This is a genomic window from Blautia sp. NSJ-175, assembly GCF_022867815.1.
Lineage (GTDB): Bacteria > Bacillota > Clostridia > Lachnospirales > Lachnospiraceae > Blautia > Blautia celeris.
The window spans coordinates 227,506-252,104 of sequence record NZ_JALIFQ010000004.1 but is presented as its reverse complement, the minus strand read 5'-3'; the positions used below and the strand labels follow the sequence as shown (position 1 = coordinate 252,104).

Here is a 24,599-nt window from a genome sequence, read left to right as displayed (position 1 = left end):
AATTGTCCTGCGGCAGCCCAATCTTTTTGACCGGGAGGGTTATTTATATGAAACGAAAAAAAATAATAACTCAGAAAACCGCACCTTATATTTTTTGTGCACCATTCATTTGCTCTTTTTTAGTTTTTATGCTGTATCCCATGATCAATATGATATATACAAGTTTTTTCAAACTGGAGGGTATTAATACATATAATTTTTCCGGGTTGGATAACTACAAAAGGCTTGCCTCTGATACTCATATTAGTGCTGCTATTTTTAATAGCCTGGGGTTTACGGTTGGTATCATTATCGTAAATATTGTACTGGCTTTATTATTGGCCGTACTTTTAAATCATAAATTTACTCCTCTTAAAAATATCTTCCGTTCCGCAATCTATATCCCGGCATTGACATCCATTATAGTGGCGGGCATTTTTTTTCGTCTGTTTTTTGCAAGCAATTCTGACACCCCGTTGAATACACTTATGCAGTTTATCGGAATGAGCCCCAAAGAATGGCTATATGATACTAAAATAACCGGTATTGTTGCTCTTGTATTTACTTCCACCTGGCGATATCTGGGAACCAATGTTTTATATTTTTTATCCGCTTTGCAAACGATATCACCTGAATTATATGATGCCGCCCACGTGGATGGTGCCTCTGCCTGGCAGCGTTTTCGCCACGTCACCCTGCCCGGTGTAAAACCCATTCTCATTTTTGTAATAACCATACTTACATATGGTGGATTAAGAATGTTTGGAGAGAGTTATGTTTTATGGCCAAACAGCAAAACTCCCGGAGACATCGGATTGACCATTGTACTTTATATATACAGGACTGCCTTTGGACATTTTGATATGGGTTATGCTTCCGCAATGTCTGTAGTTTTGTTTATCTGCCTGATGGTATTAAACTTTATTTATATTAAAACCTTGGGTATAGGCAGGAAGGAGGAAAAGAGATGATAGATAAAAAGAAAAAACAATTATATCAGATATTTGTAACTTTTATGCTCTGTATCATAGCTGCCATATCTCTGATTCCTTTTATATATTTGATCATTACTTCTTGTGTGAATGATATGAGCCTTGTTTTTAAAAACGGTATTGCTCTAAAAATAACATCAGATATGCTGGACATAGGCAACTACAAATTACTCTTTACTGATAACAATGGCATGTTTTTCAGTTGGTTTAAAAATAGTGGTATCATAACTATTTTATTCACAGTGCTCTCTATCGGTTTTTCCTCCATGGTGGGATATGGTGTTTCCATGTACAAATTTAAGGGAAAACAATTATTAGTAGTTCTTATCCTCAGTACGATGATGATTCCCGTAGAGACACTTATGATCCCGTTATACAACGAAATAAAAAGCTTTAACCTGTTAAATACACATTTAGGAGTTGTCCTTCCTTTTGCAGTCTCAGCATTTACAATTTATTTTTTTATGCAATATGCCCAATCACTGTCTCCGGAATTTATGGATGCAGCACGGATTGACGGGTGCGGAGAAATAAGAATATTTTTAACAGTAATGGTCCCATTAATGAAACCTGCCTTTGCCTCCATGACTATTTTGCAGGCCACAAATGCATGGAACGACTTTCTCTGGCCCCTTATTGTAATGTCCAAAAACGAAAATTTCACTTTGACAGTAGGACTTCAAACCTATCTGTCACCATATGGAAATAATTATAACCTGTTGTTTGCCGGAGCAGTTTTATCTGTCATACCTGTTATGATCATCTTTTTTGCCTGCCAAAAATTGTTTATGGAGGGTATGATCGCGGGTGGCATCAAAGGATGATCTGTATAAATAATAAAGGAGATAATTTATGGAAAAAAGATTTCATATGCTCAGGCCTGAGCAAATCATAGAGCAAAGAGATAAATGTCCGGTGGCATATATTCCGCTTGGTACCTTAGAATGGCATGGCTTACATAATCCAATAGGCGCTGACGGACTGCAGGCCGAAGAATTAGCTTTGAGGTGTGCTGATCAAGGTGGTGTTGTTTTCCCAACTGTTTATTATGGAGAGAGCAGGGTAAATTCTTTACTTGAAACAGACCCCAAATATCAGGCTGGTATTTGTGAAAGACTGTCATTAAACAAAAACCAATTTGATGCAGACCGCTTTCCCTACAGTGGAATCGCACAGATTGAACATTATCAACATCATTTGATTCATATTATATCAGAAGCTGCATCTTATGGTTTTGATCTGGTAGTCTTTGTTATTGGTCATTATCCATTAATAGAGTCTGCACGCAGTGCAATTATCTTATACAATCAATGGGCTTACGATAAAGAATGGAAGCGTATAACAGGGTTGGCTGCCGCAGATTATCTTTTACTTAAAGACGAATATACTTCTCCAGGTGACCATGCAGGGGGATGGGAAACTTCTCATCTCTTAGCCTCTCATCCTGAGACAGTAAATCTAAAAGCTGCAGCAAATGAATTACAGTATGGAATCATGAGCACACGAAATCCTTTGCATGCTACAGCTCAATTTGGCAATGAAATTTACGATGCTGCGGTAAAAAAAATAACAGAGCATGTTTTTTTATGCCTCAATAACCCTAAACCATATATGGGACATGGCATACCCTTAATTTAACCTGGATTATTCATTTAGCAGCTTTTAGCGGCACGTAATGCTGCATTGTTACAGCATTTTCATTATTTAAAATCCGCTGAACAGACGCATCCCATTCCCGGATGACAGACTACCCCCTGCTCCCTGAGCCGCAGAAGGTACTTCAAAATTCCTCCCTCCTTATGCTGCTTCCAGTCAGCCGGTAACAAGTTAATAGAAAAAAGCTGCGCAGATATCTAAGCGCAGCTCTTTTCATACATTGTAATTTTCTATTTTACAAGCCTGAACCCAGCCCGGTTCTCTGTCCTGCTGTCCGTTCCCGCAAATACCAGAAATTCCCCCGCTTCGCTGGCAAATCCATTCTGTTCCGTATGAAACCTGAGCATAGGCTCTTCTACCACAAAGATAATTTCCCGCTCCTCTCCCGGTTCCAGGGTAACTTTTTCAAACCCTTTCAGCTCTTTTACAGGCCGGACCACGCTGGCCGCCATATCCCGGATGTAGAACTGTACAGTCTCTGTTCCCTTCCGTTCTCCGATATTTTTAAGCATTACTCCGGCATGGATGGTATCCCCTTCTCTCATCTCTGTTTTATCAAGCTTTACCTGAGACAGAGAAAACCGTGTATAGCCAAGGCCATAGCCGAAAGGATAGAGTGGTTCGTTTGGAATATCAAGGTATTTGGAGCGGAAACGCTCCTGTATTCCCTTCCGGTCCGGTCTTCCTGTGGAAAACTCATTGTAGTGGACAGGCACCTGGCCCACACAGTACGGAAAACTCATGGGCAGTCTGCCGGAGGGGTTTTCTTTTCCCGTCAGCACGTCCACGATAGCGCTGCCTCCCTCCGTCCCGGGGCGCCACACCACCAGCACGGCTCTGGCCTTTTGGCTGATTTCCCTTATATCCAGGGGGCGGCCGCAGAACAGCACCACCACAATATTTTTATTCACCCTGTGTACTGCCCTGAAAAGCTCCATCTGCACCTCCGGCACTGTGATCTGGGCACGGCTGGCTGCCTCACCGCTCTGCAGATAATGCTCTCCCAGCGGCATAATGACAAGATCTGCCTCTTTTGCCGCCTCCACAGCCTCTTTTCGCATCTGTTCCTCTTCCTCACGCGTCTTGATCCCGCATTCATCCCCCGTAAATCCGGTCAGCCTGGCTTCACTCTCTTTACTGTCAGACCCAAGTACAGGAGCGCCTTTTAAATATACCGTATGGCTGCCATCAAAGACCTTCCCCGCTGCCTCTTTGATACTTACGCAGTCCTTGTCATCTCCTGTAAAAGACCAGCTGCTCTTTATCTGTTTACTGTCCGTATAGGGACCGATAAATGCCGTTCTTCTGCCCATATCCAGAGGCAGAACGCCGTCATTTTCCAAAAGGACAAAAGATTTCACAGCCGCTTCTCTTGCCAGTGCCCTGTGTTCCGGACACAGGAAAATTTCTTTTTCCTTCTCTGTATCAGCGTCTTTGTATGGATTTTCAAATAATCCCAGTTTATTTTTCAGTTCCAAGATCCGCATGACGCATTGGTCGATCCAGGCTTCCTGTACAACGCCCTCCTCAGTGAGCTTCCTCAGATTGGCAGCGTATACATTTGTCATCATATCAATATCCACCCCGGCCTCAAGAGCCTTTACCGCTGCCTCCCGGCTGTCTTCGGAACAGCCGTGGGCAATGGTTTCCAAAATGGCGGAAAAATCTGAGATCAGCACACCGTCAAATCCCATCTCCTCCCTCAGGATATCACGCATGAGCCATCTGTTGGTGCTGGCCGGAATGCCGTTCACTGTGTTGAAAGAGGTCATGACCATGGCAGCTTTGGCATCAATTCCGGCCTGGTAAGCGGGAAGATAATACTCCCGGAGCGTGTTTTCAGACAGCTCCACCGTGTGATATTCCCTCCCCGCCTGAGGTGCCCCGTAGGCCGCAAAATGTTTGACACAGGCAGCTACTTTATAAGGCTCCTTTAAGTCATCCCCCTGAAAGCCTTCCACCATGGCTCTTGCAAAAAGACTGTTCAGCCAGGTATCCTCCCCTGTGGACTCCATAACACGCCCCCATCTGGCATCCCGAACCAGATCCACCATAGGTGCAAAGGTCACATGAAGGCCTGATACAGCCGCCTCCTTCGCCGCTGCTGCCGCACATCTTTTGGAAAGCTCCGGTTCAAAGGAAGCTCCCTGTCCCAGCGAAATGGGAAATATGGTCTTCATGCCGTGTATAATGTCCATCATAAAGAGCAGCGGAATGTGGTGCGGATGATTCTCCATATAGCGCTTCTGTATTTTGATCAGTTTTTCCGCCCTGCAGGTTCCCAGTATGGAGCCTGCCATACGGACATCCTCCCCGGTCACCCCAAGCTGTACTGCCGGACCTGTGAGAACGCTGTCTGCGTCCTGATAAAAGTCTCCGGTAAGCTGAAGCATCTGATCGATCTTCTCCTGCAGTGACATGGTGTCCAGCAGTTTTTTTAATTCTTCCTGTTTCATTTTCCCGCTACTCCTCTTCTTCCTGTTTTCTCTCCCTGAGCTGTTCCAGAAGTGTGGTAAATCCCAGCAGACTGTCCTCCTGTCCCTTTATCTTATTCCGCCTCTGCCACAGATTCCTGTGTCTTTCGCAGAGGTCCTCAATCTCTTTTTCCAGTCCGCTGCCGTCCTCCAGTCCGTAACACAGTGCTCTGGTTCTGGTAGCAGCCCGCACCATGGCAAGCCCGTTTATCATCTCCTCTTTCAGAAGAGTACCATCCGGACAGGCAGGGTCTGCTTTCCGGGCCTGTACAGCCAGTTCATCCAGATACTCCAGAATTGCCTCTTCCTCCATCCCGCTGCGCCCTGCATATGCCTCCTCACAGGGAAGATATACACACGGTTCTACGAAAAAACGCATGGAATCCACCATATTTTTAATAGACGCTTCAAATCGGTCTCTGCTCACACATCCAGTCTGCAGTGTCATAAACGCCAGGGTTCTGCATGGGAATAAAAACTCTTCTTTTTGGCTGTATCTTCCGGCCTCCAGACACAGCCGCCCGAAAATGCCCGTCTCATCCCTGAACACATACCGGTTAAGAGCCTCTGCCAATTCCTCCTCCGTCACAAGTTCTCTGTTCCAGGCCCCTGCAGCCCCATACAGAATGCCCGGCAGGGAAAACAGGGAATACTGGAGATGCCCGAAATCACCCCAGTCTGTGACCATCAGCCCTCTGGCATGAAAATCATAGGCAGCAGACACCGCGTTCTCCGTACATTGCATCATGTTATCCGTGATTCCCGTAAAACTACACCAGCTGTTTGTACCCGGGCAGAGGTAAAATTCAACGCCTGCCCTCTGCAGCCTTTCTGCCCGTCTGCGTACCGGGTGTTCCTTCTCATATCCCCAGTCGAGAACGATTATGTCTTTCGGAAGCTGCGCTGCGGCATCCTCCTCTTTGCTCAGGACATCTCCCCACATCATCATGTTATGGCCACGGGCCTTAACCTTTTCACTGAGCTTTTTTACATAGTCCAGATAAATGCTTACAACACCCTCTTTTTCGGCTTTGTCTTTATTTTTTCCATACCCCAGGTCAAAGGTCTCATCCAAATCCGCATGAAACATTCGGGAATGAAAACATGGCAGCAGATCATCCAGCATCTGTTCGATCAGCTTCAGAGATTCCGGGTTTGTGGGGTCCATTGTTGCAGGGGGAAGCGTGGTTCCCTTTATCTGAAGCCCACCCGGATTTTCCGCCAGATGTCCGAAGGCCTCTGTCTCCAGCCAGGCATTCATATGCCCCAGGCAGTTCTGATTGGGAACCAGTTCTATAAACCGCTCTGCGCAGTAGGCATCCAGTTCCCTGATCTCTGCCGGTGTCAGGTAATCCTTTGCCCTCTTTTCCCACACCTCCGAAAAGGATGGATAAGCAAAAGAAAAGCCCTCCACATAGAGCTGAAACTGGTTTATCTTAAGGCCGGCCAGCAGGTCGATCATTGCTTTCAGACTCTCCACTTTCGGTACTTTCCCCCGGGAAATGTCTATCATCACGGCCCTGTCCCTGAGGCCGGGGAAGTCTTCTATACGGCAGCAGGCTATTTTCCCTTCAGAAAAAAGTACAAGCTGGTGCAGCGTCATCACAGCATAAAATGCCCCTGCTGGGGAACCCCAGGATATCTCAATCCCCTCCTCCGTGATTTCCAGGACATACTGCTCTTTCTGCAGTTCCTTTTTTTCCGTAAACTGTATCGTATCCTCAGTACCTGTTACTTCCGGCCAGATCACAGCCAGCGGCGCTTCCAGTCCACTGGGCATACGCTCCTTAGACACTGCCGCCTTTTTTACAAAATATCCGGCCCTCTGCAGGTAAACCTGAGGCTTTGGAATAAGACATGGTTTCTCCATCTGTTTTTCTCCTTTATTCGTAAGTTCAATATAATGGTATTTTTTCTAACCCTTCACAGCGCCCATAGCGATTCCCTTGGCAAAATATTTCTGCAGGAACGGATATAGGATGAGGATCGGCACCATGGCAATAAAAGCAATGGCCATTCTGACGCTGGTACTTGGCAGAGGCCCCATGGACATGGCTGTTGTGACTGTGGAATTGCCGCTCTGCAGAAATTGGATATCACTGATCATTTTGTTTAACAGATTCTGGATGCCCCACAGATCCGGGTCTGATATATAGTAAAGACCATTTGTCCAGTCATTCCAGTATCCAAGGCCTGCGAACAGCCCCACAGTCACCAGGATCGGTTTTCCCAGAGGGAGCACGATTTTTGTAAACACCGTAAAATGACCTGCCCCATCCACCTCCGCGGCTTCATAGAGAGCCTCGGGGATATTGTTGGAAAAATATGTCCGGATCAGCAGTACATTTACGGCACTCATCAAGAATCCCGGAACGATCATGGCGAAAATAGTATTTTTTATATGAAAGGTACCTGAATACATCATGTAAGTGGGCACCAGACCGCCGTTAAACAACATGGTAAAAAAGACAAAGAAGGAAAAAAAGTTTCTCCCCGGCAGTTTTTTCAGGGACAGGGGATATGCCAGCATGGAAGACAAGATCAAATGCAGTGCGGTTCCCACTATGGTAACGCCGATGGTAATGGCATAAGCCCTGAAAATTTTATTGCTGTTGACAAAGATATATTTGTATGCTGCCAGGCTTAATTCCTTCGGAAACAGGGTGTATCCGTCCCTGACCAGTGTGCCTTCCTCTGTTATGGATGATATAAATAACAGGAGAAACGGTAAAATGATAACAACTACAAGAATAATGAGAAATATATTTGCAAGGGTCTGATAAACCCTGTCATGTCTGCTGATATGCATCCTTTCACTCCTCCTTTAAAACAGCGCGTCTTCTTTGCTGATCTTCCGCACGAACAGATTGGCAGCCAGTACAACCACAAAGCCGATCAGCGACTGGTAAAATCCGGCGGCAGCGGCCATAGGAATATTTCCCGAATTCAGCAAAGCACGGTAAACATAGGTATCCAGTGTATTGGTCGTGGAATATATCAGGCCCGAATTCTGGGGCACCTGATAAAACAGGCTGAAATCCGAATAGAAGATACGCCCGATATTCAGCATGGTCAGGGTGATGACACTGCTCTTGATCCCCGGGAGCGTAACATTTCTGATCTGCTGCCAGCGTCCGGCACCGTCCAGTTTGGCTGCCTCATAGAGGGACGGGTCTATACCGTTAATAGACGCAATATAGATCAGACAGTTATATCCCATGCCCTTCCAGAAATTCACCAGGACCAGAATGAACGGCCAATACTTAGCCGAAGCATACCACTGCACAGGTTCCATGCCCAGCGCTGGCAGCAGACTTTTGTTCAGAAGACCGTTCTCATTGGACAAAATGGCAAACACAATGTAAGAAACGATCACATAGGACATTAAAAATGGCAGCAAAATAGAACTTTGATACAGGCGCTTTAACCTGCGCGAGGCAATATCACAGATAAGGATCGCGATCAATATTCCGGCTGCTGTGTTGATGATGATAAATGCCAGATTGTACAATATGGTGTTCCTGGTGATGACCCAGGCATCCTTTGTCACAAACAGATATTCAAAATTTTTAAGCAGCGGATCTGCCCAGTCACTGTGCCAGATCCCGTCCGCGAAATTCACATTCTTAAATGCAGCCACCAGGCCCGCCATGGGTATGTAATTGTTGATAAACAGATACAAAAGTCCCGGCAGCATCATCAGATAAAGAGGTACCCAGCGTTTCCATTTTCTGAAACGGCTCTGCCCCGCCGGGCGTCCGTAAACAGCAGTATTTGACATAAAAAACTCCTCCTGTGGTAAAAAAGGGGCACCGCCATTACCAAGCGGCGCCCGTGATATGTTTTCTGATACGATTACTGTTTAGCCAGCCAGTCGTCAAGCTGCTGCTGTTTGGATTCCATGACCTTATCAAGACCGGCTGCTTTCAGGTCAGCCAAAAACTGCGGAAGTACCTCGTCCGGATTCACGGAACCTGTGTTCAGAGCATCAATATACTGGCCTTTCACATTGTCCAGGGCAGCAAGTTCATTGGCAAGGGCGGTGCCGTCGTAGGTAAACCCATAAGCACAGGATTTTCTTGCCTCCTCATTCAGTTTCATGACCTGCTCTCCCACATCCAGAGGAAGTCCTTCCCATACATCAGAAATGTACTGGTTCGGAAGCATAAATCCGAAATAAGCGTTGTAGGGATCACTGGATTTGTCCATTCCATCCGGGAAGGTGACATGTCTGTCCTCTGTGAGCTTGTAGTGTTCTCCCTCGATACCCCAGTTCAGAAGGTTTGCCGCTTCCGGATTTCCATAGATATAATCCAGCATTTGGAACGCTTTTTCCGGCTGCTCGGAGTTGCGTGCCACTGCCCAGTAAAAACCTGCCGTAAAGCTGCTGGTGGTAAAGGCATCGTACAGCGGAATCACCGCCATCTCTGTCTTATAGGCAACAGAGGCCTCATTGGCTATTGCCGGCTGATAGGTGGAAACCAGGCTGAAGGCCTTGCCATTGCTCATCTGCACCTCAATGGAATCTGTGGTGGTGGCAGCGTCCTTTCCGATCCATCCCTTCTGTGCCCAGCGGTACTGACGGTCCAGGAACGCTTTATACGCATCACTTGCATACCAGTTTTCCACCACCGGTTTTTCGCCGTAGTTGAGCAGTACCCCGTACCCGTCTCCCAGCGGGTCACACTGATACCAGTCGGAGTCGAATTTCTGTCCCTTGCTCATAGCCAGCATGGCTGCCCCCGGATGATTCTTGGCAACCACCTCATATACTCCTTCCAGGTCATCCACACTCTTAATATCCTCTTCCTGAAAACCGGCCTCCTCCAGCCAGTCTTTTCTCACCATAATGGACGCCTGGCGGTACCAGTCACAGACATTTGGAATGCCGTACACGAATCCGTTGATATTTGCCACTTTTGCGTTGTCACCCATATTTTCCTTAATATTGGTGCCGTATTTGTCTATCATCTCACTTAAGTCGTAGACGGCCTGGGTGGAGACAAAATTGGCTGCCTGATACGCCTGTCCTACCATCAGGTCCAGCTTTTCCCCTCCTGACAGCATAAGGCGCTGCTGCTCATTGGCATTGGCCCAGGGAACCAGCATTATATCCAGCTTCATGTTCAGGTCCTTCATGGTCAGCTTATTGATAGCCTCCTCCACCTTCTGTTCATCGTCCTGTGTGTTTCCGATGAACATCATAGTCACTGTGTAAGGCTCCTCCCCGCCATCCTGTTTGCTGCTGGCGGATTCTGTTTTGCTTTTCTCTCCCGTATCCGCAGAGCTGCCGCATCCGGCCAGCATGGAAACTGCCAGCACGGAAGTCATGAGTCCTGCAATCCATTTCGTTTTCATCTTCATTCTCCTTTTCGTATTTCCAGGTCTCTGCCTGTTTTGTGGTTTCATTTTACTTCCGGCCCAAACCACTTTCAATCACAATACCGACATCCTGTTATCACAAAAACGTGCTCCTTTGCAAAGCCCCGAAATACGTCGTTTTTCTTATACTTCCCCATCGTTTTCGTAATTGAATTTGCATTTTCAAACGTGTATAATTAAACATTACTATAAATCCTGATAAAATCACAGACTAAAATCCGGGAAAGGACAAATATGAAAAAGGAACACAGGAAAAAAACACATTCCGCCTTCGGACGGCACAAACTTCTGCTCTGTATGGTGGTGGCTGCCACAGCTCTGGAACTCAGTGTCAGTGTGTGGGCCATCCATATGGTACGAAAACAAACGGCCCAGAACGCCAGTGTTATGGTCCAGAACCGTATGGAACAGGTGGAGAATAATTTTTTCATATTGAACCAGCATTTAAAACAGACCCTGGTGACCCAGGGGCAGGGCACAGCCCTTTCGCAGGCTCAAAGCGAAGATCCCCTTACCAGGATACAGGCGCGGCAGACGCTGATCGACAGCCTTATTTATATATCGGGAAATTCCGGAAATGACTACTCACTTTTCTATTATTTTCCCAAAAGCAGGGAATTTTTAACTGCCGTACACTCCCGCTACATTGCCTATCCCCAGAGAGAAGGGCTGCAGGACGCCGTGATCCAACTTCTCGACTCCGGCTATCACCCCAGCAGCGTGTCGGACCAGTGGACCCTGCTTCCGGTGGGGGATACCTATTATGCCATCCGTCTTTATCAGTACCAGGATGTGTGGAACGGAAGCTGTATTCCGGCGGAGGCCCTCATCAAACCTCTGGTGGGCATCTATCCCAAAAGTGTCAGCTTCCCTGTACTCTTCACAGAAAACGGAAAACTTGCCGCCGGTGCCGGGAATCTTTCCCGTGAAGGACTCTCACCGGAAAAAGCCCTTGCAGGCCGCGGACCTTTCTGGCATAAAGGCCAGCGGTGGCTGGTGGTGGATTCCTCTGTATCGGACACCGGTTTTCAATTGAAGCTGTTCATCAAGGATTATGGGCAGTTCGAGAAGGCTGTGCTGTTCCAGACCGGGGTTCTGGTGATCATCGTTATCCTGTTAAGCGCTGTCATACTGGCCATGTCCTACACCCAGAAAAAGATACTGCGCCCTCTCCGCCTGTTTACGGAAAGGCTGAAATCCTATGATCCGGATAAGCCGGTACTCATAGAGATGAGTTCGGAACTGGAGGAATTGTCCGCAGCCAGCAGGCAGTTCAACAACCTCACAAAAGAAATCAACCGTCTGCGTATCCGTGCCTATGAGCAGGAGCTGGAACGGCAGAAAATACAGATGGACTACATGCAGATGCAGATCAAACCGCATTTTTTCCTGAACAGCCTGAATCTGATCCATTCCATGGCCAGCCACGGAAACTGTCAGGACGTAGCCCGGCTAAGCGAGATCACAGCCAGTTATCTGCGGTACATTTTCCAGAGTGATGTTTCCTGTGTGGAGCTTGGACAGGAACTGAATCATCTGCGTGACTATCTGTCCATTATGGAGATCCGCTACCCGGACCATTTCCAATATGAGATTTTCGCTGAGGAGGAGGCCTTGCTGCAGGCAGTACCGCCCCTTCTTCTCCAGACTTTTGTGGAGAATTCCGTCAAGCACGGAATCACGGCGGATACCAAAATGGAACTGAGCATCTCCGCTTTGATCGAATGCACGGAAACATCCGGGCAGAGGGAAATGCTGACCATCTTTATCACGGACAACGGTCCCGGATATCCCCAAACATGTCTGGATGTATGGGCTCAGGGAAAAGACCTGGCAAGAAGCGGCGGCTCTCATATCGGAATCGCCAATGCTTCCAAACGTCTTAAGTTGTTTTACCATGAAAATGCTGTGATGAAATTATACAACAGTCCGCTGGGAGGCGCAGTGACAGAACTGCACCTCCCCTGTAAGGAGGAGCAAAATGAATTTACTGCTGGTTGATGATGATGTGCTGATGCTCCAGGATCTAAAGGAAATCCTGGACTGGAACGCGCTTGGGTTCCAGAAAGTCTATACCGCCGAAAACACCGCCTCAGCCCTGAAAATGATCGCCCAGGTTCCTGTGCACGTCATTATATGCGACATTGAAATGCCCGGAAGCAGCGGGCTTGATTTCATGGAGACACTGCAGAACTCGGAAAGCGGCATCCCCTGTATTCTTCTGACAAGCTATGCCGGTTTTGAGTATGCCCGGCGTGCCATAGACTTAAATGTGGTGGAATATCTGCTGAAGCCCGTCTCCGCGGAACCGCTGCAAAGCGCGGTGGAAAAAGCTGTACAGAGGTTAAAGCTGTCCCGCCAGATGAGCACGGCAAAGAAATACAGCCAGTATTGGCTGGATGAGGAAAAAAATACGGCGGAATATTTCTGGAACAAAACTGCCCGTGGTTTTCTGGCTGAGGTCTATTCCCTGCCCCGGAAACTGGGATACGGGGAAACTCAGCTTTTCATTCCTGTTCTGATCGAAGCCTTTCAGGATGACAGACGAAGCCAGATTGATGACCCCATGTGGGAGTATGCTGTCAAAAATGTAGGTTATGAAATATTGGAACAGGAGCACCTGCTGCCCCGGTGCGTCATTTCCCTGACTCCCGGCCGCTGGCTGGCTGTGGTCAGCATCGTAAGCGGACCGGAGACAGACCTCTCCCCCCTGGAAGAGCGTCTGGATGTTCTGCAGGATACCGCAGGAAAATTCATGCATATGGAACTCAGTATCAGTATGGGCAATGCCGTGTCCTATAGAGATATTTACCGGGAAGTGTCGGAACTTGAAAAGCTGCTGGACAGCACCATGAACCGGAGAGGCAGAATTTTGTACAAAGATCAAACTCTCCCCCGCGGCACCACCTGCACCCAGTCCGAGATCAGGCTCTGGGAGACTCTGCTGCAGTCCGCGGACAAGGAAGCCCTGAAAAAAAGCCTGTATACCTTTCTGCAGTCCAAAGCCTCGCTTCTCACACCGGAAAATATGCAGGAAATCCGTCAGGATTTTGCCCAGATGGTGTACAGCTTTTTAAAACAGAAAGAGATCCAGGCCCACCGGCTTTTCGGTGATGCCGAAAGTGACCGCCTCTATCAAAACGCAGTCCGGAGCATTGACCATATGTACGCTTACTGCAGTTACCTGATTGACCGCGCCCTCTGTTATGCCACTATCACTGACAATTCCAAAAGCGCTGTGGAAATCATACAGAACTTTTTAGATACCCACTATGCAGAGGATATCCAGAGAAATGATCTGTCTGATATTGTGTTTGTCAGCCCTGATCATCTGTCCCGACTGTTCAAAAAAGAAACGGGCCTGTCCCTTATGCAGTATGTAACGAAAAAACGTATAACGGCTGCGTGCAGCCTTCTGGCGGAAAGCCGTATGCCCATCAACCGGGTGGCGCTTCAGGTTGGCTATGGTAATTTTGCTTATTTTTCCAAGATTTTCAGGGAGATCACCGGAATGACTCCCATGAACTACAGGAAACAGTCCCAGGCAGCAGACAGCACCGGCAAAGATTCTCCTCCCTTTTGAACTTCTTTCTCCCCTCTGCATACTATACAATAGATTCTCCCGTCCGGGATTTTCCGGTCGGTAATGGAGGAAAAAATGTCTCTTACTCCGCTTTTTACCCTGTCTCTGGATGAGACAGGGATTGTCAAATCCATTCTGACGGACAATGCCAGTCCGGCGCAGCAGCAGACCATCAAACGCCTTATGGATTTAGGTCTGATTGAAAACACTAAAGTTACCTGTGTTGGAGTGAGTGCCTTTGGAAGCCCCAAGGCTTTTCTTATCCGGGGCGCTGTCCTGGCTCTCAGAAAAGAAGAGGCTTCACTGATTCTTGTTAAAAAAATCCGGGACAGAAGTGTGCTTTGATATTCTTCTGCCCTATGAATTAAGAGGTGAATAGTTCTGAAGAAAGAAAAGAAAAAGGAGGTTCCCCTCCGTAATATAGCATTGATCGGCAATCCCAACGTAGGCAAAAGCACTGTATTCAACGCGCTGACCGGTATGCATCAGCATACAGGGAACTGGTGCGGTAAGACAGTGGAATGCGCCGCAGGAAACAGGAACTATCGGGGACGGGAATACCGTTTTGTAGATTTGCCGGGCTGTTATTCCCTCTCCTGCCGCTCCAGCGAGGAGGAGATTTCCCGTGATTATATCCTGCAGAGCCATCCTGATGTGGTGGTGGCTGTCTGCGATGCCACCTGTCTGGAAAGAAATCTCAATCTGGTTCTCCAGATCTGTGCTGTCACCTCCCATGTGCTCCTGTGTGTAAATCTCATGGACGAGGCCAGAAAAAAGCATATCCGCATAGACTTTCTGCGGCTCCAAAAAGAACTGAAGATTCCTGTTATCGGCATAACGGCCAGGAGCCGGAAAGGCCTGGAACGCATATTCGGTGGGATTGAAGATGCCCTTTCCAACACAGAGGCCGTTTCTCCGGTTCCCGACATTTACCGCGGAAACGCGGAGATGTGCTGCGCTTCCGCGGAATACTGCGGCACCTATGTCCAGCAGGCCGCGGCGATCTGCAGGGCCTGTGTCACTTTGGAAAATCCGGATTATGCCAGAAGGGACAGGAAACTGGACCGGATTTTCACCAGCAGATGCACGGGGGTTCCCATTATGCTCCTGTTCCTGCTCTGCATTTTCTGGATCACCATTGTGGGGGCAAATGTCCCCTCTGACCTGCTGAATCAAGGGCTGTTCTGGCTGGAACCGCGTTTTTACCACGGCCTTCTCATGCTGGGAGTTCCTGAAATCCTTTGTCAGGTTTTGATCTACGGGGTATATCGGGTCGCAGCCTGGGTGGTAAGCGTGATGCTCCCTCCCATGGCTATTTTCTTCCCGCTTTTTACTCTGCTTGAGGACTATGGGTATCTTCCCCGTGTGGCCTTTAATCTGGACCACTGTTTCCAGAAGTGCTGTGCCTGCGGTAAGCAGGCGCTCACCATGTGGATGGTTGATATCAGGATATGTCCCTGCCAAACCTGAAATAAATCCTCACAGTCTGTTCCTTTCTACGCCCCTGTTCCGTTTCCCGGAAAATTCCCTGTCCGATCTCAATATGGTCGATAAAATGAAAAAGCAGCTCCCTGGATAATTCCTCCGGCTCCGTAAAGCCGTGCAGCATCTTTCTCAGCTGTTCCATGGCATCCTCCTTTTTTTCTGTGCTTGTATCTCTCCTCAAAACCTCCATCTTAAAAGAAACCTCACGGTTCTCGCTCTCATATCTCCTCAGCAGTTTCTTCATCCGCTCATCACTGAGCAGTCCCTCCACATGGTCCTCATAGAGTTTTTCGATCAGTCTGTCCAGCTCATGCAGGCGCTTTTTTAGGGCGGAAAGCTCTTGTATCCTGTCTGTCTGGATATTTTGTTTTTCCAGGTACTTCCGGGCATGCTCCAGAATTTCACGCTCCTCCTGTTCGGATATCCGGACAGACTTTTGGATAGCGGTTAATACGATACGGCAGAGCGTATCATAATCCATAAAATGATTGGTACACCCTTTTGTCCCATAGAGTTTATACGCGCCGCAGGCGAGATTCCCGGAGGCGTCTTTTTTTCTTGTTCCCACAATGGACATATTCCTGCCGCAGTCTGCGCATTTGGCAATCCCGGAAAATATATTCGTAAACTCCCCTTTCCCGGCGCAGGTGCGCTGTCTGCTTCTGCGTCCCGCCATGGAAAATACCTCCCGGCTGACCAACGGCTCATGTGTGTGTTTTACTACGTACCAGTCTTCTTTTGGATTTTTAACGGAAGTCCGGCTTTTAAAAGATATTTTTGTAGTTTTTCCCTGAGCCATATGCCCCAGATATACCACATTGCGCAGCATTTTCGTGATGGTCGATGATGTCCAGCCTCTCCGCTTTTCAAACTCCTCCTCTTCTGCCGGCCTCTGATTCCGGCGGTATTCCAGAGGGGTAGGCACCATCCGCCGGTTCAGTTCCCGCGCAATGTCAATCGGCAGGATACCCTCCGAAGCCTTAAGAAATATTTCCCTTACGATCTTTGCCGCTTCCCTATCTATGACCAAATGATGTTTGTCCGCAGGGTCCCGCATATAGCCGTAAGGAGCGAATGCACCGACAAAAGCCCCCTCCTGCATGTGAGTGGTAAAGGATGAACGTATTTTTTTGCTGATGTCCCTGGCGTACATCTCATTGATAATGTTTTTAAACGGAGCGATATCCGTACAGGGGCTGTCGGAATCGTATCCGTCATTGATGGCAATATACCGCACCTTTTTCGTCGGAAAATAAATTTCTGTATACTGTCCTGTCTGAATATAATCGCGCCCCAGACGCGACAAATCCTTGGTGATCACCATATTGACCCTGCCGCTTTCTATATCCTGTATCATACGCCGGAAATCGGGGCGTTCAAAGGTGGTGCCCGAAATGCCGTCATCCACATACTCATCATAGACAGGATAATGATTCTCGGCTGCGTAAGCCCTGAGCATTTTTCTCTGCGTAGTGATACTGGCACTCTCGCCCTTTCCTTCATCATCTTTTGAAAGGCGCATATAGAGAGCCGCAAAATACTTTCTGTTTTCAGGCAGCATATGATTTCTCAAGCTATTCCCCCTTCAGAGCAAATCTTCCGGCGGCAGGTATCAACTGTCGGCAGCTCCTATTTTCTCAGTCAGTATCTCCAGCAACAGCTCCTTCAGTGCGGGTCCGTCGGAAAATCTTACTTCCACAACAATACCTGTGGTTTTCTCATCCATATCCTATCCCTTCTCACATTTTACATAGAAAACTATGCATAGGTTCTTCATAGATAATTTATGATGCTCTGCTTGTACGGTATGATATCTGCTGAACCTCAAAAACAGGATTTCTTTCCGAAAGATTCTAAAAAGGGCTGCGTACTACCGGCTAACCGATAATACACAACCCCTTTCATAAAAAATCAGCTCTTATTCAACAGAAGCCTTCAGACAGTTGTCACTGACAAGATATGCTGCCACACCACACTGATCGACTCCTGCTTTGTCACGCCAGATTCGCCGGTCCGAATCCCAAAGGCAGCAGCTCCTTTAATGTATAGATATCATAATGTTCCGTATCTGTGGCCAGGATTATCTGGAAACTCTCCGGATCACAGAATTCCATCATCACCTGCCGGCATACACCGCAGGGAGCCGCGTACTCTGTAAGGACACCATTTTTCCCGCCCACAATACAGATGGCATCAAACTCGCGCTCGCCTTCGCTGACCGCTTTGAAAAATGCCGTTCTCTCCGCGCAGTTGGTGGGGGTATAAGATGCATTTTCAATATTGCAGCCCTTATATATTTTCCCCTCCGGTGTATGGAGTGCTGCCCCCACTTTAAAATTAGAATACGGCGTGTATGCGTTCTCCATTGCCTTAACCGCCTGTTTGATCAGTTCTTTTACTGGAATCATAATCTCACCCCGTTTCAGTCTATTTCCCGTTGTCACTGCTGTGCCTTTGCAGCCTTTACCAGACGGCTGGTGCCAAGGCGGTCCGCCCCCAGTTTTACAAAGGCTTCCCCGTCGGCAAAGGAGGAGATTCCTCCTGCTGCTTTTACTTTCTTGTCGCTTCCCGTGTGTTCTCTCATAAGCTTCACATCGTCAATTGTTGCCCCATGGGTGGAAAAGCCCGTGGAAGTCTTGATGTACTCCGCGTCTGACTCTGTGACTGTTCTGCACATGCGGATCTTCTCCTCCTCTGTGAGCAGGCATGTCTCAATGATGACCTTCAGAAGTTTTCCGCCGCAGGCTTTCTTAACCGCCTGGATCTCTTCCTTAACCAGATCATATCGGCCCTCTTTCACCCATCCCAGGTTGATGACCATGTCAATTTCCTCTGCTCCGTTCTTCACAGCGTCCGCAGTCTCAAAAATTTTCACTGCAGTGGTATTGTACCCATTGGGAAAGCCGATAACTGTGCATACCGGCATTTTGTCTCCCAGGTACTCTGCTGCCTGTTTCACATAAGACGGCGGTATGCAGACAGATGCCGTCTGATAAGCCACCGCGTCATCGCATATAACCTTTATTTCCTCCCAGGTAGCTGTCTGCGCCAGCAGTGTATGGTCAACTTTACTTAATATTTCTTTCTGTTCCATTCTGATATCCTCCTCATAATTTTTCACTGTCATGATATTCTTCTATTCTATTCCGATACTGTCAGTTTGTCCAGACAGGAAATCCCTATAGTACCATCCGGCATTGTTACATGAAAATTATCTGCTATGGTGGCCCCGATCCTTGCAAAGTCACTGCTCTCCTCCAGCTCTCCCCCGCACTGAAATGCAGGTGAATACGCCAGAAACGGAACCTTCTCCCGTGTGTGGTCCGTCCCGGAATATGTGGGGTCATTGCCGTGGTCTGCTGTCAGGATCAGCAGGTCTTCTTTTTCCAGACTGCCAAGCAGTACGCTCAGCTTTTCGTCAAACTGTTCCAGCTCACGGGCATATCCCTCCGCGTCCCTTCTGTGTCCCCACAGGGCGTCAAAATCCACCAGATTCACAAAGCAGAGTCCGTGAAATTCTTTCCCCGCCGCCTCTATGGTCTGTTCCATCCCGTGAAGGGAGCTTTTTGATTTGTATGCCCGGGTAATCCCCTCTCCGTCGAAGATATCCTTGATCTTCCCGATAGAGATCACATCACAGGATGCCTCTTTCAGCGCATCCAGAACCGTTTTCTGAAAAGGCTTCACCGCATAATCGTGACGATTTGCCGTGCGTTTGAACTCCCCTTTTTTTCTGCCTACATAGGGGCGGGCGATCACTCTGCCCACCATCCATTCCTCCCGCATGGTCAGCTCCCTGGCAATCTCGCAGTAGTGGTACAGGTTCTCAAGACCCATGGTCTCCTCATTTCCGCAGATCTGCAGGACGGAATCCGCGGAGGTATAGACAATGAGGTGACCCTCATTCACTTCTTCCTCCCCCAGCTCCTCCAGGATCTCCGTGCCGCTGGCGCTTTTATTTCCGATGATTTTTCTTCCGGTGCGCTTTTCCAGCTCACGAATCAGTTCTTCCGGAAAACCATGCTCTGTAAAAGTCTGGAAGGGTTTGGTAGTGCGAAGCCCCATCATCTCCCAGTGTCCGGTCATGGTATCCTTTCCGCTGCCGGCCTCTCTCATGGCCGAATAATAGGCAAGAGGAGACGGCGTACTGTCAACCCCGTTAAGGGGAAGGATATTCCCTATCCCCATTTTCTCCAGGATGGGAATCCGAAGAGGCTGCCCTTTCCTGTATCTGTAATCCGCTATATGGCCCAGGGTATTGGCACCTGCGTCTCCGAACTGCACCGCATCCGGCATAGCCCCTACACCCAGGGAATCCAGCACAACCACAAAGATACGTTTGAATTTCTCCATAATCTGTCTCCTTTATTCTGCTCTTAAATCAGTTTCACATTCACATATTCAGCTTCTATTTCTGACGCGTCGGCGATTCCCTCATCCTTTAAAATGGTGATCTCATTATCCGCTATCTTTTCGTATATGGCGTCATACTGCTCCTGTGTAAATACCGTAAATCTGGAAGTTTCCATGGGAAGCTGCACGCCATCCTCTGAGGCATCCAGCGTAATGCTCTCTCCGCCTTTAAATTCCCCGTTATAAAAATCCGTCAGATAGTCATAGACTGCTTTGCTCAGATTTTTCATGGCAGAGGTCATGACAGTCTCCGACTCTGCGCTCTGGTCCACGTCCACGCCAATCACCTTTTTCCCTGCGTTTTCCGCTGCTTTCATGACGGAGTTGCCCACAGGGCCGCCGCAGGAGAAGATCACCTCTGTACCCTCATTGTACCAGGATGCCGCTTTAGCCATGTTCTCCGGGGATGCCTCAAAATTTCCCACATAGGTGTACTTCATATCAATACTGCCCGGAGCCATGCCTTTTTCTTTTGCCGCGTAGTCCGCGCCCTGAATAAATCCATAGCCATAACGGATAACCGCCGGAACTGCAATCCCGCCCATAAATCCCAGTTTTGTGCAGCCTTCATAGACCGCCGCATAACCTGCCAGAAAACCCGCCTGCTCCTCCGCAAAATAGATGGACGCAGTATTCTCCCCGATATCCGGTTCTGCAGAATCTGCGGAATGAGGCGTCCCGTCCAAAATTATGAACTTCACCTCCGGGTGCTTCTGCTGCATGGTGTGGACGGGAATCTCATACAGATACCCCGGACACACCACCACCTTGGCGCCGCCTTTTGCCGCCAGATTGATGGAGGTGGTAAATGCCTCATCTGATTTCTCAGTGGGCTGATAATACTTATGGGTAATGCCGAATTCCTCCGAATATTTTGCAAGTCCTTCCCATGATCCCTGGTTGAAAGAACGGTCATCAATGCTTCCCACGTCTGTACTCAGGGCCAGCTCCGCGCCTTTTCCGCTGCTGACCTTTGCCGCCTGCTTTGCGCCCAGCCCGCATCCTGTCAGGGATGTACAAAGCGCTGCCGCCAGAAACAGACTTATCACTTTTTTCATCATTCTCTTATACCCTCCTATCTGCTTCCTTTGTCATATGGAATGCCTTCCGCCTTCGGAGCTTTTGATTTGCCGGAAGAAAAGGCAAGTACGATCAGTGTGACCACATACGGCAGCATTTTATAGATCTCATTGGGTATGGGCAGGTCCTTGATGACCGGAATCCCTGAGTACGCGCTGGCAAGTGTCTTCAAAATACCGAAGAAAAACGCCGCACCCAGAATCCCCTTAGTCCTCCACTGACCAAAGATCAGCACTGCCAGTGCCAGGAAACCGTATCCTGCCACGCTTGCATTAAAATTAGTGGAAGTCGGTATCACGAAGATCAGTCCGCCCACACCTGCAAGGACACCGGAGATCAAAACCCCCGCATATCTGATCTTATACACATTGATTCCCACAGAGTCCGCTGCCTGGGGATGCTCGCCGCAGGCACGCAGCCGAAGACCGAACCTGGTCCTGCTGATCAGAACGGAGGCTGCAATAAAGATCAGTATTCCAATGTAAGTGGATAGATAGCAGTTCTGGAAGAACATAGGCCCAATAACCGGAATATCTCCCAGAACCGGCACCTTTTCAATATGGAAGGTATCCGTAAAAGGAACCTGGGATTTTCCTTGTACCATTCTCGCCATAAAAAGAGCAAAGGCCGGTGCAAACATATTCAGTGCCGTACCGCTGATCGTCTGGTCTGCTTTCAGATTGACGGAGGCAAACGCATGGAGCAGAGAGAATAAAGCGCCTGCTACCGCAGCCACTAAAAATGCCAGCAGAAACAGCCCCTGCCCGCTCAAACGGTCCTGAAATACATTGATAAACCCAATGCTGATAAACGCACCCATAACCATAATACCTTCCAGAGCGATATTGATCACGCCGCTTCGCTCAGAGAACATTCCGCCCAATGCCACGATCAAAAGGGGAATGGAAAAAAACATGGTCTGCTGTATCAAAAAATAGATAATGTTCATGATGCTGTCTCCTCCCTTTTCGATTTCTTCGTCCATCTGCGGATAACTGTCTTAAACAGCAGGGAAAATGCCCCGAAGTATATAATAGCTGAAATGATGATATCTATCAGTTCAGGGGTAAAGCTCAAAAGCTGAAGATTATAGCCGCCTATGGTGATATGTGCAATAAAGAGGCTGGCTAACAGAATGCCGAAAGGATTGGACAATCCCAAAAGTGCAACGGATATCCCTGAAAATCCCTGAGACGCGATCACATCCAGCACCTGCATATGCTTTCCGAAATCAGACAGGTATAAAAGTGCTCCGCCAACACCTGAAAGTGCGCCCGCAATAACCATGGACAGTATGATATTCTTTCTGGCATTGATGCCTGCATAACGGCTGGCATCCGGGTTCTTGCCGCAGGCTTTCAGCTCATACCCGAACGCCGTCTTATTGATCAATATGTACATTCCCACCACGAACAGGACTGCGATGAGGATTCCGATATTCAGATTGGCCTCCGGAAAAAGCTTGTCCAGACCTGCCTTTGGCAGATAAGCGGTCTTCGCAACCGGGACACTCTGGTTGCCAGTCTGGTCGTAGACCGTCTTTGTGATCAGCAGGTTTGTCAGATAAAGGCCGATATAATTCATCATGATAGAGGAGATCACTTCATTTACATTTGCCACTGCCTTTAAAAATCCCGGCACCAGGCCCCACAACGCACCGGCCGCGGCTGCGCCTAAGATTGCGATCAGCCAGTGGATACTGCCCGGAAGTCCGGTGCACTTCACGCCAATGAGAACCGCCACATAGGCTCCCACAGTAAACTGCCCGGATGCGCCTATGTTAAACAGCCCTGTCTTCCAGGCAAACCCAACAGAAAGTCCTGTCATCACAATGGGGGTTGCCAGATAAAGAGTCTGGGATATCCCGCTCATGCCGTCCACAAATCCGCCCTGTAAAATCGTGAGGAAACCGGAAAACATTTCATTGGAGTTGGTGATCAGAAGGATAAACAGTCCGAACAGCAGCCCCGCTGCCACCGCCAGCACGGAGGAGAGAAAACTTTCCACTCCCTCATTTCCCTTCTTATTCTTTTGTTTTAACATGCCGCATCCCCCTTTCCTGTTCCGGCCATATAAAGCCCCAGTTCCTGGATCGTCACATCTTCCGGCTTCACATCCGCAACTATCTTCCCTTCATACATGACAAGTATCCTGTCACTGACATTCATGACCTCATCCAGCTCAAAGGATACTAAAAGAACTGCTTTCCCGGCATCTCTCTGTGCTATGATCTGTCTGTGTATATATTCTATGGCCCCCACATCAAGGCCGCGGACCGGCTGAACCGCGATCACGATCTCCGGGTTTCTGTCCAGCTCCCTGGCGATCACTGCCTTCTGCTGGTTGCCGCCTGACATGCCTCTGGCAATGGACTCCGCGCCGTGGGCACTTCTGATATCATAACGCTCTATGAGCTTCTCCGCATATTTGTCGATTTCATCAAATCTTAAAAATCCATGCTTATCAAACTGCGGGGTGTAATAATTCTGGAGGATCAGATTCTCCTTCAGTGTGTAATCCAGAACCATTCCATGCTTGTGCCTGTCCTCAGGAATATGGGCCATACCGTCCAGACATTTTCTGCGGATACTTTCTTTTGTGATATCCTTACCATTCAGAAACACCTGACCCTCGTCAATCCCCATAAGCCCGGTGATCCCGTAGACAAGCTCTGACTGGCCATTGCCGTCAATTCCTGCAATGCAGACGATCTCTCCCTTCTTCACCTCAAAGGATACATGGTCCACCACATTTTTGCCTGTACGTTTGGAGCGGATCGTCATATCACGAACCGAGAGCGCTGTTCCCAGAGGCTTCATTTCTTTCTTCTCCACGACAAAGTCCACTTTGCGGCCTACCATCATTTCGGACATCTCCTCCTTGCTGGCACCTGCCACATCAATGGTTCCGATACAGCGTCCTTTTCTAAGTACGGTACAGCGGTCTGCCACTGCCTTGATCTCAGCCAGTTTGTGTGTGATGAACAGAATGGATTTTCCTTCGGATACCAACTGTTTCATGACTTTCATAAGCTCATCGATCTCCTGGGGTGTCAGCACAGCGGTGGGTTCGTCAAAGATGAGGACATCATTATCGCAGTAGAGCATTTTTAAGATTTCCACTCTCTGCTGCATTCCCACCGTGATATCGCTGATCAAAGCGTCAGGGTCAATTTTAAACTTATAGCGTTCGCTCAGCTCCACCACCTTTTTTCTGGCCTCATCCATTTTCAGGAAACGGTGTTTTACCGATTCATGTCCGAGCACGATGCTCTCCAGCACCGTAAAATTATGTACCAGTTTAAAATGCTGATGTACCATTCCGATTCCCAGCGCATTGGCATCGTTCGGGTTATTGATCGTCACAGGCTTTCCGTTCATCCTGATCGTTCCCTGCTCCGGCTGGTACAGCCCGAACAGTACACTCATCAGGGTGGACTTTCCTGCACCGTTTTCGCCCAGCAGCGCGTGAATCTCACCTTTTTTCAGTTTCAGCGTAATGTCGTCATTTGCCTTGAAACTGCCGAATTCCTTGGTGATATGTTCCATTTCAATT

19 protein-coding genes and 1 pseudogene are annotated in these 24,599 nt (G+C 48.3%); 7 read left to right on the top strand and 13 right to left on the bottom strand.

The features are described from left to right. Positions 1 to 47: 47 nt before the first annotated feature. Genes MUB35_RS08600 through MUB35_RS08590 form a run of 3 tightly spaced genes read left to right on the top strand, consistent with a single transcriptional unit; the run spans position 48 to position 2,609 of the window. A complete protein-coding gene (locus MUB35_RS08600; protein ID WP_054351007.1) occupies positions 48 to 950 on the top strand; it encodes a carbohydrate ABC transporter permease in 903 nt (300 codons plus the stop codon). After that, the gene (locus MUB35_RS08595; protein WP_033140248.1) at positions 947 to 1,795 is read left to right on the top strand and encodes a carbohydrate ABC transporter permease; all 849 of its coding nucleotides are present in this window, start codon (positions 947 to 949) and stop codon (positions 1,793 to 1,795) included. The genes MUB35_RS08600 and MUB35_RS08595 overlap by 4 nt, the downstream gene beginning before the upstream one ends. 28 nt (positions 1,796 to 1,823) lie before the next feature. After that, entirely contained in the window at positions 1,824 to 2,609 is a 786-nt protein-coding gene (locus MUB35_RS08590) for a creatininase family protein (protein ID WP_148393414.1), read from the top strand. A 248-nt stretch (positions 2,610 to 2,857) separates the two neighbouring features. On the opposite strand, the gene bglX is transcribed toward MUB35_RS08590, so the two are convergent. The 5 genes from bglX to MUB35_RS08565 form a co-directional block, all read right to left on the bottom strand. Then, positions 2,858 to 5,083: a beta-glucosidase BglX gene (gene bglX, locus MUB35_RS08585; protein WP_244806060.1), complete on the bottom strand. Its 2,226-nt coding sequence runs from the start codon at positions 5,081 to 5,083 to the stop codon at positions 2,858 to 2,860. 7 nt (positions 5,084 to 5,090) lie between these two features. Next, a complete protein-coding gene (locus tag MUB35_RS08580; RefSeq protein ID WP_244806059.1) occupies positions 5,091 to 6,971 on the bottom strand; it encodes a beta-N-acetylhexosaminidase in 1,881 nt (626 codons plus the stop codon). Positions 6,972 to 7,016: 45 nt separating this feature from the next. After that, positions 7,017 to 7,910: a carbohydrate ABC transporter permease gene (locus MUB35_RS08575; protein WP_118593820.1), complete on the bottom strand. Its 894-nt coding sequence runs from the start codon at positions 7,908 to 7,910 to the stop codon at positions 7,017 to 7,019. 15 nt (positions 7,911 to 7,925) lie between these two features. Beyond that, complete coding sequence (locus MUB35_RS08570) at positions 7,926 to 8,882, bottom strand: ABC transporter permease (protein ID WP_033140252.1); 957 nt, start codon at positions 8,880 to 8,882, stop codon at positions 7,926 to 7,928. A 74-nt stretch (positions 8,883 to 8,956) separates the two neighbouring features. Further along, complete coding sequence (locus tag MUB35_RS08565; RefSeq protein ID WP_244806058.1) at positions 8,957 to 10,459, bottom strand: ABC transporter substrate-binding protein; 1,503 nt, start codon at positions 10,457 to 10,459, stop codon at positions 8,957 to 8,959. Positions 10,460 to 10,717: 258 nt separating this feature from the next. Here MUB35_RS08565 and MUB35_RS08560 point away from each other — a divergent pair, with 258 nt between their 5' ends. From MUB35_RS08560 to MUB35_RS08545, 4 genes and pseudogenes are all read left to right on the top strand, one after another. Continuing rightward, entirely contained in the window at positions 10,718 to 12,484 is a 1,767-nt protein-coding gene (locus tag MUB35_RS08560) for a sensor histidine kinase (protein WP_244806057.1), read from the top strand. Beyond that, entirely contained in the window at positions 12,465 to 14,066 is a 1,602-nt protein-coding gene (locus MUB35_RS08555; protein WP_244806056.1) for a response regulator transcription factor, read from the top strand. The genes MUB35_RS08560 and MUB35_RS08555 overlap by 20 nt, the downstream gene beginning before the upstream one ends. Before the next feature lie 75 nt (positions 14,067 to 14,141). Beyond that, positions 14,142 to 14,411, top strand: coding sequence for a FeoA family protein (locus MUB35_RS08550; protein ID WP_187370670.1), 270 nt, complete (start codon positions 14,142 to 14,144; stop codon positions 14,409 to 14,411). A 75-nt stretch (positions 14,412 to 14,486) separates the two neighbouring features. After that, a pseudogene (locus MUB35_RS08545) lies at positions 14,487 to 15,503 on the top strand (FeoB small GTPase domain-containing protein); the annotation flags it as partial. Positions 15,504 to 15,510: 7 nt separating this feature from the next. Here the strand turns inward: MUB35_RS08545 and MUB35_RS08540 are convergent. The 8 genes from MUB35_RS08540 to MUB35_RS08505 form a co-directional block, all read right to left on the bottom strand. Continuing rightward, a complete protein-coding gene (locus tag MUB35_RS08540; protein WP_442863161.1) occupies positions 15,511 to 17,112 on the bottom strand; it encodes a recombinase family protein in 1,602 nt (533 codons plus the stop codon). 433 nt (positions 17,113 to 17,545) lie between these two features. After that, positions 17,546 to 17,959: a cytidine deaminase gene (gene cdd, locus MUB35_RS08535; protein ID WP_033140257.1), complete on the bottom strand. Its 414-nt coding sequence runs from the start codon at positions 17,957 to 17,959 to the stop codon at positions 17,546 to 17,548. Between the two features lie 32 nt (positions 17,960 to 17,991). Then, the gene (deoC, locus tag MUB35_RS08530; RefSeq protein ID WP_148393422.1) at positions 17,992 to 18,645 is read right to left on the bottom strand and encodes a deoxyribose-phosphate aldolase; all 654 of its coding nucleotides are present in this window, start codon (positions 18,643 to 18,645) and stop codon (positions 17,992 to 17,994) included. Positions 18,646 to 18,692: 47 nt separating this feature from the next. Beyond that, positions 18,693 to 19,904, bottom strand: a complete 1,212-nt coding sequence (locus MUB35_RS08525; protein ID WP_244806053.1) for a phosphopentomutase — start codon at positions 19,902 to 19,904, stop codon at positions 18,693 to 18,695. Between the two features lie 23 nt (positions 19,905 to 19,927). Further along, the gene (locus tag MUB35_RS08520) at positions 19,928 to 21,025 is read right to left on the bottom strand and encodes a BMP family ABC transporter substrate-binding protein (protein ID WP_244806052.1); all 1,098 of its coding nucleotides are present in this window, start codon (positions 21,023 to 21,025) and stop codon (positions 19,928 to 19,930) included. Positions 21,026 to 21,039: 14 nt separating this feature from the next. After that, entirely contained in the window at positions 21,040 to 21,993 is a 954-nt protein-coding gene (locus tag MUB35_RS08515; protein ID WP_054350992.1) for an ABC transporter permease, read from the bottom strand. After that, positions 21,990 to 23,087, bottom strand: coding sequence for an ABC transporter permease (locus MUB35_RS08510; RefSeq protein ID WP_244806051.1), 1,098 nt, complete (start codon positions 23,085 to 23,087; stop codon positions 21,990 to 21,992). The genes MUB35_RS08515 and MUB35_RS08510 overlap by 4 nt, the downstream gene beginning before the upstream one ends. After that, entirely contained in the window at positions 23,081 to 24,592 is a 1,512-nt protein-coding gene (locus MUB35_RS08505; RefSeq protein ID WP_033140280.1) for an ABC transporter ATP-binding protein, read from the bottom strand. The genes MUB35_RS08510 and MUB35_RS08505 overlap by 7 nt, the downstream gene beginning before the upstream one ends. Between the last annotated feature and the right edge of the window lie 7 nt (positions 24,593 to 24,599).

Bases quoted from the DNA above. Each gene is read 5' to 3' on its own strand.
- MUB35_RS08505 (WP_033140280.1), bottom strand. From the start codon at position 24,592: ATGGAACATATCACCAAGGAATTCGGCAGTTTCAAGGCAAATGACGAC.
- MUB35_RS08555 (WP_244806056.1), top strand. From the start codon at position 12,465: ATGAATTTACTGCTGGTTGATGATGATGTGCTGATGCTCCAGGATCTA.
- MUB35_RS08575 (WP_118593820.1), bottom strand. From the start codon at position 7,910: ATGCATATCAGCAGACATGACAGGGTTTATCAGACCCTTGCAAATATA.
- cdd (WP_033140257.1), bottom strand. From the start codon at position 17,959: ATGATTCCAGTAAAAGAACTGATCAAACAGGCGGTTAAGGCAATGGAG.
- MUB35_RS08550 (WP_187370670.1), top strand. From the start codon at position 14,142: ATGTCTCTTACTCCGCTTTTTACCCTGTCTCTGGATGAGACAGGGATT.
- MUB35_RS08595 (WP_033140248.1), top strand. From the start codon at position 947: ATGATAGATAAAAAGAAAAAACAATTATATCAGATATTTGTAACTTTT.
- MUB35_RS08540 (WP_442863161.1), bottom strand. From the start codon at position 17,112: ATGCTGCCTGAAAACAGAAAGTATTTTGCGGCTCTCTATATGCGCCTT.
- MUB35_RS08520 (WP_244806052.1), bottom strand. From the start codon at position 21,025: ATGATGAAAAAAGTGATAAGTCTGTTTCTGGCGGCAGCGCTTTGTACA.
- MUB35_RS08560 (WP_244806057.1), top strand. From the start codon at position 10,718: ATGAAAAAGGAACACAGGAAAAAAACACATTCCGCCTTCGGACGGCAC.
- deoC (WP_148393422.1), bottom strand. From the start codon at position 18,645: ATGGAACAGAAAGAAATATTAAGTAAAGTTGACCATACACTGCTGGCG.
- MUB35_RS08525 (WP_244806053.1), bottom strand. From the start codon at position 19,904: ATGGAGAAATTCAAACGTATCTTTGTGGTTGTGCTGGATTCCCTGGGT.
- MUB35_RS08590 (WP_148393414.1), top strand. From the start codon at position 1,824: ATGGAAAAAAGATTTCATATGCTCAGGCCTGAGCAAATCATAGAGCAA.
- MUB35_RS08580 (WP_244806059.1), bottom strand. From the start codon at position 6,971: ATGGAGAAACCATGTCTTATTCCAAAGCCTCAGGTTTACCTGCAGAGG.
- bglX (WP_244806060.1), bottom strand. From the start codon at position 5,083: ATGAAACAGGAAGAATTAAAAAAACTGCTGGACACCATGTCACTGCAG.
- MUB35_RS08565 (WP_244806058.1), bottom strand. From the start codon at position 10,459: ATGAAAACGAAATGGATTGCAGGACTCATGACTTCCGTGCTGGCAGTT.
- MUB35_RS08510 (WP_244806051.1), bottom strand. From the start codon at position 23,087: ATGTTAAAACAAAAGAATAAGAAGGGAAATGAGGGAGTGGAAAGTTTT.
- MUB35_RS08570 (WP_033140252.1), bottom strand. From the start codon at position 8,882: ATGTCAAATACTGCTGTTTACGGACGCCCGGCGGGGCAGAGCCGTTTC.
- MUB35_RS08600 (WP_054351007.1), top strand. From the start codon at position 48: ATGAAACGAAAAAAAATAATAACTCAGAAAACCGCACCTTATATTTTT.
- MUB35_RS08515 (WP_054350992.1), bottom strand. From the start codon at position 21,993: ATGAACATTATCTATTTTTTGATACAGCAGACCATGTTTTTTTCCATT.